Raw genomic sequence first — 10,955 nt, 5'->3', positions numbered from 1 at the left:
AAGGAGGACCCCGTGAGCGTAATCAGTAAATCGATTCTCCTCGTCGACGACGACCAGGAAATCCGCGAATTGCTGCAGACCTACCTCAGCCGCGCCGGCTTCCAGGTGCGTGGCGTGCCGGATGGTGCAGGGTTTCGCCAGGCGATGAACGAGGCGCCGTGCGATCTGGTCATCCTCGATGTGATGTTGCCCGACGAAGACGGTTTCAGCCTTTGCCGCTGGATTCGCCAGCACCCGCGCCAGGCGCAGGTGCCGATCATCATGCTCACTGCCAGTTCCGACGAAACCGACCGCGTGATCGGTCTGGAGCTGGGCGCCGACGACTACATCGGCAAGCCCTTCAGCCCGCGCGAGCTGCAAGCGCGAATCAAAGCCCTGTTGCGCCGCGCCCAGTTCGGCCAGGAGCGCAGCAGCGGCGGCGATGTGTGGGTGTTTGATGAATGGCGACTGGACATGATCAGCCATCGCCTGTTTCACGTGGACGGCGAAGAGGTAATTCTTTCCGGCGCCGATTTTGCCCTGCTCAAACTGTTTCTCGATCACCCGCAGCAAATTCTCGACCGCGACACCATCGGCAACGCCACCCGTGGCCGCGACCTGATGCCGCTGGACCGTATCGTCGACATGGCCGTGAGCCGCTTGCGCCAACGCCTGCGCGATACCGAAAAACCCCCACGGCTGATCCGCACCGTGCGCGGCAGCGGTTATCAACTGGCAGCCAGCGTGGTTGCCGGCAATGCCCACTGAGCATTTAAGCGAACGCCGCCGCCGTTTCCCGGTGCCGCGCTCGCTGCTGGGGCGGATGTTGCTGCTGACCTTGCTCGCGGTACTGTTCGCCCAGGCGCTGTCCAGCGTGATCTGGGTCTCGCAATTGCGCGCCACCCAGCTCGAAGGCCTGGTCACGAGCGCCCGCAGCCTGGCGCACTCGATGACGGCCAGCGTGAGTTATTTCCGCTCGTTGCCAGTGGCCTACCGCCCGCTGGTGCTGGACCAGTTGCGCAGCATGGGCGGCACACGTTTTGTGGTGACCCTCAACGACCGACCTCTGGATATGCAGATATTGCCGCAGACCCCGCGCAAGCTGGCGGTGCTGCAAGCGGTAGACGAAGTCTTGCGCCAGACCCTGGGCGGCGACGTGCATATCTCGGTGGAGTTCGTCAGTGCCGAAGACCTGCGCATTTTCAACGCTGGCCTGAAGCTCGATGAACTGCCGCGGTCCTGGGCGCATTACGCGTTGACCCTGGAACCGGTGAATCCGCCGGTGCTGGTCACGCAGATCCAGCTGGCGCCGGGCGAATGGCTGTACATCGCCTCGTTGTTGCCCGAGCCCTACACCAGCCTTGAAGAACAGGGCCTGCCTTCGCAGCAGGTGTGGTTTATCGTGCTGACCAGCGGTTTTCTATTGTTGTTTATCGGCCTGCTGGTGCACTGGCAAAGCCGACCGCTCAAGCGTCTGGCGCGGGCGGCGCGTGATATGTCCCTGGGCGCGGATGTCGAGCCGGTGGCCGAAGGCGGCGGCAGCGAAGTGGTGGAAGTGGGCCGTGCGTTCAACGCCATGCGCGAACGCATCAGCCGTTACCTGACCGAGCGCAGCCAATTGTTCAGCGCGATTTCCCACGATTTGCGCACGCCGATCACCCGCTTGCGCCTGCGCGTGGAACTGCTCGAAGACGAGAACCTGCAAGCCAAGTTCGGTCGCGACCTGGATGAATTGGAGTTGCTGGTGAAGGGCGCGCTGCAATGCGTGAAAGACACTGACATCCACGAAAACATCGAGCCGGTCGACCTTAATCACGTCCTTGATTGCCTGGTGGAGCCGTACCTGGCGCCCAACGGCAATGGTCGCATCACCCAGGATGGCCGCGCCCTGGCGCCGTATGCAGGCAAGCCGCTGGCGCTCAAGCGCTGCATCGGTAACCTGATCGACAACGCGTTGAAGTACGGGCAGAACGCGCATCTGCACATTGAAGACGATGGCGCGGAATTTATCCTGCACGTCGACGACGAAGGCCCCGGCGTGCCGGAGCAGCGGCTGGAGCAAGTGTTTGAACCGCACTTTCGGTTGGCCGGGCAGCAGCAGGGTTATGGCTTGGGGTTGGGCATTGCGCGCAACATCGCCCACAGCCATGGCGGTGAGGTGAGTTTGCAGAATTTGCGCGAGGGTGGTTTGCGCGTCACTTTGCAGCTGCCCCGGACCTTGGACTAAAGAACACCAAGGTTCAAATGTGGGAGCTGGCTTGCCTGCGATAGCGGTGGGCCAGGCAGCTAATGTTTGACTGATACACCGCCATCGCAGGCAAGCCAGCTCCCACAATGATACTTGTGGTGGGTCAGATACTTTGGCGCATTCTCGCCAGGTCCCGCAGCGGCGGCGCCCCAAACAGCCGGCTGTACTCGCGGCTGAACTGCGACGGGCTTTCATACCCCACCCGATACCCCGCCGCCGAGGCTTCCAGCCCTTCGGCAATCATCAAACGCCGCGCTTCCTGCAGGCGCAACTGCTTCTGGTATTGCAGCGGGCTCATCGCGGTAATCGCCTTGAAGCGGTGGTGCAACGTCGAGACGCTGAGGTTCACTTCGCGGGCCAGGTCATCAATACGCAGCGGCTGTTCATAGTTGCCGTTCAGCCACTTGATGGCCTGGCTCACCCGATGGCTCTGACTGTTGGCCACGGCGATTTCATACAGCCGGTAACCCTGCGGCCCACGCAGCAAGCGGTAAAGAATCTCGCGGTTGATCAACGGCGCCAGCATCGCGATGTCTTTGGGCGTATCCAGCAGGCGCGCCAGGCGCAGCACGGCGTCAAGCAATTGAGTGTCGATGCGGTCGACGTACATGCCGCGTGAGGTCGGGCGCGAGGGCACGCCCATCGGGCCGGCCTCGGCGATCAGCGCCGTCAGTTGCGCCGGGTCGATATTGATGCGCACCGACAGGTTGGGATCTTCCGGCGTGGCATCGATGATCCGCCCGGCCACCGGCATCGCCACGGAGAACACCAGGTAGTTGAGCGGGTCGTAGGCGAAGATTTCGTCAGCCAGGCGTACTTCCTTGCTGCCGCTGGCGAGGATGCACAGCGCAGGTTCCACCAGCACCGGCATGAAGTCGCGCGGCGTGTTGTGGCGGTTGAGGAACAACGAGGTGATCGCCGTGCCGTAGGAGCCATCTTCCCAGGTATGCCGGTGCACGATGCTGGCGAGTTCGGCGCGCTGTTTTTCCGTCTCGGCATCGAGAGGAATGGACTTATGTTCCGACGACATGACGTGTCCTCTACAAGCTTTTTGATGGGATCAGCTTAGCGGCGGCTTTTGAGAAAGTGTTACGTCGATCCTGCACAATCCTTGCCTGATCCTGCGATAAGTCGCGAATCAGGCAAGTGCAGTGCCTGTCATCTGCCTGAAACACTGAACATGGCCATAGAATAAACCCCCGGGGCCAAACGTCTTATCTACGCCTCTGGCAGGATTGTGCAATAAGCCGGCAGGAATTGACTAACCGCGCCCGCACCCGCGCCGTTATCTTTGATCCTGTGGCAGCACGCCCTCACAGTGCTTGTCGAGCATCACTTCTCAACGGGAGAGTCGAACATGTCCACCCCCATTCCCGCGAGCCATATGGCCTTTATCCGTGCCCGTACCGGGTGCAGCACCGAACTCGGTGCACGCTTGAGCAGTTTGATCGAACCGGGCCGTCAGGCTCAGGGTTGCCTGCAATTCTCGTTGCAGCATTCCCAAGTGGATCCCGATGTGTGGCTGATCTGCGGCTTCTGGAGCAGCGAGCAGGCGATGAGCGCCTACTTCAACTCGCCTGCCTTGATGGTCTTTACCGAGCTGTTGAACGACATGGTGGTACGCAGCATGGACTTCCAGACCTTTACTGATGCATCCGCGGCGCATGCCTACGGCGAGTACCTGCAACTGGCCGGTTGAGAAGGTTAGAATGGCCGACTTTTCCATTGGCCAGGACCTGCAACATGGCACGTAAAGAGTTTGCCCACCACGAAGCCGTTTCCGCCTTGGTGCGTGAAGAAGAGGGTGGCTACAGCGCCGCCATCGCCGTCAAGGCACTGGATGGCATGGGCGCCCCCAAGTTTCACAAGATCCTTGAAGGCCACACGTTCAAGACCGCTGACGACGCCGACGATGCGGCTGCCGCGCAATTGGAGCAGTTGGTCGACGTGGACGAAGAAGGGCAATTGACCTGGTCACCTGCCGCTGACTAATCAACACCACCGATCCAAATGTGGGAGCGGGTTTGCTCGCGAATGCGCAGTGTCAGTCACCGAAAATATTGACTGATCCACCGCCTTCGCGAGCAAGCCCGCTCCCACATTTTTTTGCCTTTCACTCAGCGCTGAGTGGCGCCTGGGCGATACATCTTGAACAGTGCCTGCGGCTCCAGCTGGAAGTAATCCGCCGGGCCACCGCCGCGCAAGATCGGCTCCGCGGCGGCCGTGTCATAGATCCCATCCTTGAGCAGCCACTTGGCAATGTGCACCGCGACCACCTCGCCAAGCACCAGCCAGCTCGGCACCAACTCTTTGTCGGCGCGCTGCAACTGAATAATCTGCGTCACCTTGCATTCGAACGACACCGGGCTTTCGCCCACGCGCGGCACGCCGACAATTTTCGAGGCGACTGGCGTCAGGCCGGACAGCTCGAACTCGTTGACCTCTGGCGATACCGCCGCGCAACTCTGGTTCATCTGCTCGGCCAACGGGCGAGTGGCCAGGTTCCACACAAACTCGCCGGTCTGTTCGATGTTGTTCAGGCTGTCTTTGCGCCCGACGCTGGAAAACCCAATGATCGGCGGAATGTAATTGAACGCATTGAAAAAGCTGTAGGGCGCCAGGTTCAGGCGGCCTTCGCGGTCGTGGGAAGAAATCCAGCCAATCGGCCGTGGCCCGACGATGGCATTGAACGGGTCATGGGGCAGGCCGTGGCCATTGGCGGGTTCGTAGAAGTGGATATCGTCAGACATGGGCCGGGGTTCCTGCTGCGGGGGGCTGTGAGGTAGCCATAGTGCAATCCATGACGGCGAATTTCCATTGGCCGGATGGAATTTTCATTGATTGCCCACCTATTTTTCACAGCGTCCCGTTCAGTCTGCGCGCCAGGTCGACACCCCCTATACGTCGGCCCAATGCACGACTGAGCTTCGGAGCCTTGCGCACAATGAACAAACTTCCTCAGATCACCCTGGCGTTCTGGGTCATGAAAATCTGTGCAACCACCCTGGGCGAAACCGCCGGGGATTTGTTGTCGATGACCCTGAATGTCGGCTACGCCATCAGTTCGATGATCTTGATCAGCGTGTTTCTCGTCACCCTGATGACACAGCTCTGGTCGAAAACCTACAACCCAGTGTTGTACTGGATCGTGATTCTGTCCACGAGTACCGCCGGCACCACGATGTCGGATTTCATGGACCGCACCTTGGGCCTCGGGTACGCCACCGGCTCGATGATCCTGATCGTGATCCTGATGATCATCTTCGCGTTGTGGCACCTCAGCGGTGATTCGCTGAACGTGAACAAGGTCCAGACCTTTCGAGGCGAGCTGTTTTACTGGATGGCGATCCTGTTCTCCAACACCTTGGGCACCGCGTTGGGTGACTTCCTGGCGGACGACTCCGGGTTGGGTTTTGCCGGTGGCGCCTTGCTGATCGGCTCGGCCATTGCGGTGGTGGTAGCACTTAAATATTTCACCCAGATTTCTTCGGTGCTGTTGTTCTGGGTGGCGTTTGTGCTGACTCGGCCGTTCGGTGCGACCCTGGGCGATTTCCTCACCAAGCCCCATGAAAAGGGCGGGCTGGATTTCGGCACTATCGGTTCATCGGCGGTGTTGGCGGGCGTGTTGGTGGTAATGATTGCCGCGGCGTCGTATGCGCAGCGCCGGTACGGGCGCCGGCATCCCGTAGAGCTGACCTGACGCTGTTTATGAAACGCTGAAGACCAAAATGTGGAAGCGGGCTTGCTCGCGAATGCGGTGGATCAGTCAGAGCAACAACGACTGACACTGCGCTTTCGCGAGCAAGCCCGCTCCCACACTGTTTAGTCCGTGGTAATCCGCGAATGCTTGCGGGTGTCTTTCATGGTCACGTAGACCACCAGCGACACCGCAATACAGGCCGTCACATACCAGTAGTAGCCGGTTTCCATGCCAATGCTCTTAAACCACAGCGCGATGTATTCAGCCGTACCGCCGAAGATCGACACGGTCAGCGCATACGGCAGGCCCACGCCCAAGGCACGGATTTCCGTAGGGAACAGCTCGGCCTTCACCACCGCATTGATCGAGGTATAGCCGCTGACGATGATCAGTGCCGCCATGATCAGGAAAAACGCGCCCCACCAGGTCTGGATGGTGTGCAGGGTGGTGAGGATCGGCACGGTAAACAAGGTGCCGAGGATACCGAAGGCGATCAGGATCGGCCGGCGGCCAACCTTGTCCGACAGCCCGCCGACAATAGGTTGCAGGCACATGAACAGAAACAGCGTGGCCGCCGAAATGGTGGTGGAGTCGGAAATGCTCATGCCCACCGTGTTCACCAGGTATTTCTGCATGTAGGTGGTGTAGGTGTAGAACGCCAGGGTGCCGCCCATGGTCAGGCCGACCACGGTCATCAGTTCCTTGGGGTGGCGCATCAAGGTGCGCATGGCGCTTTCCTTGGCCTTTTCCTTTTTGGTGAACGACTCGGTTTCTTCCATGCCACGACGAAGATACAGCGCGACCACTGCGCACAGGGCGCCGATGGCGAACGGGATGCGCCAGCCCCAGTCGTACAGTTGTTCGGTGGTGAGCACCTGTTGCAGCACGATCAGTACTGCCAGCGCGATGAGTTGGCCGGAGATCAGCGTCACGTATTGGAAGCTGGAGAAGAAGCCGCGACGTTCCTTGGTCGCCATTTCGCTCAAGTAAGTGGCCGAGGTACCGTACTCGCCACCCACCGACAGACCTTGCAGCAGGCGGGCGAACACCAGCAGGATCGGTGCGCCGACGCCGATGGTTTCATAACCCGGGCTCAGGGCGATGATCAGTGAGCCGAAGCACATCAACAGCACCGAAGCCATCAAGGCCGCTTTGCGACCGGCACGGTCGGCGTACAGCCCCATCAGCCAGCCACCGATCGGGCGCATCAGGAAGCCCACGGCGAAGATCGCGGCGGTGTTCAGCAGTTGGGCGGTGGTGTCGCCTTTCGGAAAGAAGGCCTTGGCGAAGTACAGCGAGAAGGCGGCGTAGACGTACCAGTCGTACCACTCGACCATGTTGCCGACCGAACCGCTGAAAATCGATTTGATCCGGCTGGAAGTACTGCGTTCTTTTGCCGGCGCAGCCGCCGACCCCAGAGGCAGGGAGTTGGAGTTATCCATTGAAGGATCCTTCATCTAGTTGTTTTTATGGAGCGTGCTTGAGCACTGCCTGGCTGGGGCTATAGCAGGAGCTGTGCCAGGTGGGTGAAGGCCCGGAATAGAAGGGTTACAAGATTTTATTGAGCGGAAATTTGCTGATGATTTTCAGGTGATGAGCGGAAATCCGCTTATGGCTGCTGTCCTTATCGGGGGCAAGCCCCCTCCCACATTTTGATTTGTGAACACGCTCAAGTGTGGGAGGGGGCTTGCCCCCGATAGCGGCCTGCCAGTCAACACAACGATTGGCCTAGAGAAACATCTCCCGCACCAACCCATGCCGCTGCATTTTTTCATTCAAGGTTCTGCGCGGCAGTTGCAACTCCGCCAGCACCGCCTTGATATCGCCTTTATGCCGGGTCAACGCGGCCTTCAAGCAATGAGCCTCGAACGCCTCCTGCTGCGCCGCCAGGGATTGCCCGGCCTCGACGCCTTCCGGTTCCGGGTCGCCAAGCCCCAGCACTTGGCGCTCGGCGACGTTGGCCAGTTCACGCACATTACCCGGCCAATCATGGCTGAGCAGGCGCCCCAGTTGCGCGCCGCTCAAGGGCTCGGCGCTGCGGCCCAGGCGCTCGGCGGCGCTGTGGGCAAAGTGGTCGAACAGTAGCGGAATGTCTTCACGGCGCTCGCGCAATGGCGGCAGGCGCAGTTGTGCGACGTTCAGGCGATAGGCCAGGTCTTCGCGAAAACGCCCCGCTCGCGCCTCTTCCAGCAGGTCCGGCTTGGTGGCGGCAATGATGCGCAAGTCCACGTGAATGCTCTGGTTGGAGCCCAGTCGCTCAAGCTTTTGTTCCTGCAATACGCGCAGCAACTTCACCTGCTGAGCCAGCGGCATGCTTTCGATTTCATCCAGGAACAGCGTGCCGCCATGGGCATATTCCAGCTTGCCAATACGCTTGCCTTGGGCTCCGGTGAACGCGCCACTTTCGTGGCCGAACAATTCGGCCTCAAACAGCTGCTCGGGGATGGCGGCGCAGTTGAGCGCTACAAACGGCTTTTTTGCGCGCGGGCCAAAATCGTGCAGGCAGCGCGCGACCAGCTCTTTACCGCTGCCGGTCTCGCCACGGATCAACACATTGACCGGCAGGTTCGCCAGGTCGAGCACCTGACGTCGCAGGTTCTGCAAGCCTCGGGACACGCCCAGCAGGCTCGATTCGAGCTGCGCGCGATGGTCGGCCTGTTGATGCAGACGACGGTTTTCCAGGATCAGCCCGCGTTTGTCCAGGGCGCGGCGCAGGCTGTTGAGCAAGGCGTCGGGGCTGAAGGGCTTTTCCAGAAAGTCATAGGCGCCGTCGCGCATCGCTTCCACCGCCATCGGCACATCGCCGTGGCCGGTGAGCAGAATCACCGGCAAATCGGCATCCCGGCTTTGTACTTCTGCCAGCAATTCCAGGCCGCTGAGCCCGGGCATGCGCACATCGCTCAAGATCACCCCGGCAAAGTCCCTGGGCAGGTGCGCCAGGCATTCCTCGGCGCGGCTGAACAACTGCACATCAAACCCTGACAGGCTCAACCATTGTTCGACGGCCGTGCGAATGCTGGCTTCGTCATCGACCATAATCACGGCGTTCAGCATAGGTCGGGCGTCTCCAGCGCAATCGGTAAGGTCAAGGTGAATATTGCGCCGTCGCCACGGTTGCCGGCGAGCAGGCGCCCGCCCAGTTCATGCACGATAGCGTAGGACACCGCCAGCCCTAGGCCGAGGCCGTCTCCGACGGGTTTGGTGGTAAAGAACGGGTCGAACACGCTGCTCAAGTGTTCTTCTGCAATGCCGCCGCCGCTGTCGCTGACGGTCAGTCGCCATAACTGCTGGTCGGCGTGCAGGCGGATCTCCAGGCGTTTGCGTGGCTTGTCGGCCATCGCATCCAAGGCGTTGCGCAGCAGGTTGATCAACACCTGTTCCAGGCGGATGGCATCACCGCGGACCCAGGCGGGGCGGGTCAGGTCCAGCACCACGCCGATGGCTTCCTCGCGCAGGCGCGCGTCGAGCAAGTGCAGGGATTGGTCGACGACGGTGGCCAGGTCGAGCTTTTCGCGCAAGCCGCTGGGGCTTTTGCGCGCGAAGGTCTTGAGGTGGCCGGTGAGTGCGGCCATGCGCGTGAGCATGTCGTCCAGCGGTGTGAGCGCTTGGTAGGCGTCGTCCACGCGGCCGTGGTCCAGCAGCAGGCGCAGGGTCGCCAACTGCATGCGTTGGGCGGTCAGCGGCTGGTTGATTTCATGGGCGAGTGCGGCGGACATCTGGCCCAGTGCCGCCAGTTTGGCCGATTGCACCAAGCCATCCTGGGCCGTGCGCAGCGCCTGGGTGCGCTCCTCCACAAGCTGTTCCAACTCCTCGCGGCTGCGATGGCGCAGGCGGGCCAGGCGCCAGCGTTGGGTCAGAAACAGCACCAGAAACACCAGCGCCAGCCACGAGCCTGCAGCGGCGAGGCCGGCGTTGCGCTGATCCTCAAAGGCGAACTGCGGTTTGCGCAGCAGGTGCAGGGTCCAGCCTTCGGCCTTCAGTGGCAGGGATTCCCAGATGTAGTTGGCATTGCCGTCAGGGCCATTGACGCGCATCAGGTGGCTGTTTTCGTCGAAGCGCTGCAGCGTCTGGGTTTGCAGCGGCTGCAATTGCTTTTTATCGTATTGGCGCGTGGCCTTGAGTTCGGCAAGGTCGCTGGCCGACAGCGGCCGCAGGTTGCGATAACGCCAGCCCGGCTGGTTGGCGATAAACACGATGCCGCGCGCGTCGCTGACCAGCAGCAGGTCATTGCCCTGGGCCCACTCACGTTCAAGTTCGGGGAATTCGAGCTTCACGACCATGGCGCCGAGAAACTGCTCGTGTTCATCGACCACCGCGCTGGAGAGGAAGTAACCCGGAACGCCGGTGGTTACCCCAACCGCATAAAAACGCCCGGTGCCTTGGCTTAAGGTCTGGCTGAAATAGGGGCGAAACGCGTAGTTATGGCCGACATAACTGCTCGGCAAGTTCCAGTTACTGGCGGCCACGGCCAGGCCGTTGCGGTCCATCAGTTCCAGGGTTGAGGACTGTGCTGCGCCGTTGATGCGCTCCAGTTTGCGGTTGAGCAGGTCTTGGGTGGTGGCGTCGAGCGGGCCTTTCAAGGCGCTGATCATTTCCGAATCCAGCGCCAGTACGGCGGGCAGGGCGCGGTAGCGTTCGATCAGGGTGTGCAGGGAATTGCCATAGAGCGTGAGCTGTTGATTGGCGCGGGCGGCGTCATCCACCAAGGCTTGGCGTTCGGCATGGCGAGTGGCCAAGGCAGCGGCCAGCACCGCTCCGGCGATGATCAACAGGGAATAGAAGGTCAGGCGCAGGGGGCGTGGGATCGCGATCATACGGTGATGAACAGGCACGGTAAGGGGTGAGCACCATAGCATGCACGCCGTTCAGTTTGTGGCGAGCGGGCTTGTTGTGGCGAGCGGGCTTGCCCCGCGTATGGGGGGCGAAGCCGCCCTAAAAACTGCCCCCGCGATATGCCTGGCACACTGCGGTGGCCTTATTGGGGCGGCTTCGCCACCCAACGCGGGGCAAGCCCGCTCGCCACAACCA

Annotated in this window: 10 protein-coding genes; 5 read left to right on the top strand and 5 right to left on the bottom strand. The window is 61.1% G+C overall.

Annotated elements, in window-relative coordinates; translation table 11 throughout:
• Positions 1-12: 12 nt before the first annotated feature.
• Both ABWL43_RS23490 and ABWL43_RS23485 read left to right on the top strand, forming a co-directional pair.
• Positions 13-747, top strand: coding sequence for a response regulator (locus ABWL43_RS23490; protein WP_262209816.1), 735 nt, complete (start codon positions 13-15; stop codon positions 745-747).
• Complete coding sequence (locus tag ABWL43_RS23485; RefSeq protein WP_404484679.1) at positions 737-2,206, top strand: ATP-binding protein; 1,470 nt, start codon at positions 737-739, stop codon at positions 2,204-2,206. The genes ABWL43_RS23490 and ABWL43_RS23485 overlap by 11 nt, the downstream gene beginning before the upstream one ends.
• Positions 2,207-2,330: 124 nt before the next feature.
• Here ABWL43_RS23485 and ABWL43_RS23480 read toward each other — a convergent pair whose 3' ends face one another.
• Positions 2,331-3,257, bottom strand: a complete 927-nt coding sequence (locus ABWL43_RS23480; RefSeq protein ID WP_242199943.1) for an AraC family transcriptional regulator — start codon at positions 3,255-3,257, stop codon at positions 2,331-2,333.
• A gap of 327 nt (positions 3,258-3,584) precedes the next feature.
• Between ABWL43_RS23480 and ABWL43_RS23475 the strand changes: the two genes are divergently transcribed.
• Together ABWL43_RS23475 and ABWL43_RS23470 are read left to right on the top strand one after the other, a co-directional pair.
• Positions 3,585-3,926, top strand: a complete 342-nt coding sequence (locus tag ABWL43_RS23475; RefSeq protein ID WP_242199945.1) for an antibiotic biosynthesis monooxygenase family protein — start codon at positions 3,585-3,587, stop codon at positions 3,924-3,926.
• Between the two features lie 44 nt (positions 3,927-3,970).
• Positions 3,971-4,219, top strand: a complete 249-nt coding sequence (locus ABWL43_RS23470) for a hypothetical protein (protein WP_404484676.1) — start codon at positions 3,971-3,973, stop codon at positions 4,217-4,219.
• Positions 4,220-4,344: 125 nt separating this feature from the next.
• Here ABWL43_RS23470 and ABWL43_RS23465 read toward each other — a convergent pair whose 3' ends face one another.
• Positions 4,345-4,977 carry a flavin reductase family protein gene (locus tag ABWL43_RS23465; protein ID WP_404484674.1) on the bottom strand — a complete coding sequence of 211 codons (633 nt, stop codon included), beginning with the start codon at positions 4,975-4,977 and terminating at the stop codon, positions 4,345-4,347.
• Positions 4,978-5,171: 194 nt separating this feature from the next.
• Between ABWL43_RS23465 and ABWL43_RS23460 the strand changes: the two genes are divergently transcribed.
• Positions 5,172-5,927, top strand: a complete 756-nt coding sequence (locus ABWL43_RS23460; protein WP_404484673.1) for a hypothetical protein — start codon at positions 5,172-5,174, stop codon at positions 5,925-5,927.
• A gap of 122 nt (positions 5,928-6,049) precedes the next feature.
• Here ABWL43_RS23460 and ABWL43_RS23455 read toward each other — a convergent pair whose 3' ends face one another.
• From ABWL43_RS23455 to ABWL43_RS23445, 3 genes are all read right to left on the bottom strand, one after another.
• The gene (locus ABWL43_RS23455; protein ID WP_145165403.1) at positions 6,050-7,369 is read right to left on the bottom strand and encodes an MFS transporter; all 1,320 of its coding nucleotides are present in this window, start codon (positions 7,367-7,369) and stop codon (positions 6,050-6,052) included.
• A gap of 286 nt (positions 7,370-7,655) precedes the next feature.
• Positions 7,656-8,981 (bottom strand): sigma-54-dependent transcriptional regulator, encoded by a 1,326-nt coding sequence (locus ABWL43_RS23450; protein ID WP_404484670.1) that lies wholly within the window; start codon positions 8,979-8,981, stop codon positions 7,656-7,658.
• The gene (locus ABWL43_RS23445; protein ID WP_404484667.1) at positions 8,975-10,741 is read right to left on the bottom strand and encodes an ATP-binding protein; all 1,767 of its coding nucleotides are present in this window, start codon (positions 10,739-10,741) and stop codon (positions 8,975-8,977) included. Before ABWL43_RS23445 ends, ABWL43_RS23450 begins: the two co-directional genes overlap by 7 nt.
• Positions 10,742-10,955: the final 214 nt, after the last annotated feature.

Origin of the sequence: Pseudomonas sp. HT11 (assembly GCF_044875395.1) — a bacterium.
Lineage (GTDB): Bacteria > Pseudomonadota > Gammaproteobacteria > Pseudomonadales > Pseudomonadaceae > Aquipseudomonas.
Note: the sequence above shows the minus strand (reverse complement) of the source record. Positions and strands in the feature narration are given on the sequence as shown.

Coding starts and splice junctions, on each gene's coding strand:
- ABWL43_RS23485 (WP_404484679.1), top strand. CDS start 737: ATGCCCACTGAGCATTTAAGCGAACGCCGCCGCCGTTTCCCGGTGCCG.
- ABWL43_RS23480 (WP_242199943.1), bottom strand. CDS start 3,257: ATGTCGTCGGAACATAAGTCCATTCCTCTCGATGCCGAGACGGAAAAA.
- ABWL43_RS23475 (WP_242199945.1), top strand. CDS start 3,585: ATGTCCACCCCCATTCCCGCGAGCCATATGGCCTTTATCCGTGCCCGT.
- ABWL43_RS23470 (WP_404484676.1), top strand. CDS start 3,971: ATGGCACGTAAAGAGTTTGCCCACCACGAAGCCGTTTCCGCCTTGGTG.
- ABWL43_RS23465 (WP_404484674.1), bottom strand. CDS start 4,977: ATGTCTGACGATATCCACTTCTACGAACCCGCCAATGGCCACGGCCTG.
- ABWL43_RS23460 (WP_404484673.1), top strand. CDS start 5,172: ATGAACAAACTTCCTCAGATCACCCTGGCGTTCTGGGTCATGAAAATC.
- ABWL43_RS23455 (WP_145165403.1), bottom strand. CDS start 7,369: ATGGATAACTCCAACTCCCTGCCTCTGGGGTCGGCGGCTGCGCCGGCA.
- ABWL43_RS23450 (WP_404484670.1), bottom strand. CDS start 8,981: ATGCTGAACGCCGTGATTATGGTCGATGACGAAGCCAGCATTCGCACG.
- ABWL43_RS23445 (WP_404484667.1), bottom strand. CDS start 10,741: ATGATCGCGATCCCACGCCCCCTGCGCCTGACCTTCTATTCCCTGTTG.